The 258-nt window shown below is 48.1% G+C and carries 1 protein-coding gene; it reads right to left on the reverse strand.

What is annotated here, in order from left to right; genetic code table 11:
- Positions 1 to 61 precede the first annotated feature (61 nt).
- Positions 62 to 258, reverse strand: a 197-nt coding sequence (locus JEM65_RS22770) for a hypothetical protein (RefSeq protein ID WP_233530837.1), incomplete at its 5' end; no start/stop codon positions are given.

Consider the following 258-nt stretch of genomic DNA (forward strand, 5'->3'; position numbering starts at 1 on the left):
CATAAATTCTATGCCACTCAATTATAATCCATGCCAGCCCCGTCGTCCCACAGCTGTGGGCTCATACTGAGAGTAGAAAATCGTCGTCAGATTCGTCAAAAAGTTCCGGTGACTCGAGGACGTAGACTATGGGCACAGGCTTGTGACGGATAACGATGTGTTTGAAATGTTGTCTCATCCTATATTCCTTTCCACTGTTATCCGAGGTTATGCCCCTCTCCTCTGGCATCCAAAGAGGGGATAGGAACACGCGCTTGT

This window comes from Gelidibacter salicanalis, from assembly GCF_016469035.1.
Classification (GTDB): Bacteria; Bacteroidota; Bacteroidia; order Flavobacteriales; family Flavobacteriaceae; genus Gelidibacter; species Gelidibacter salicanalis_A.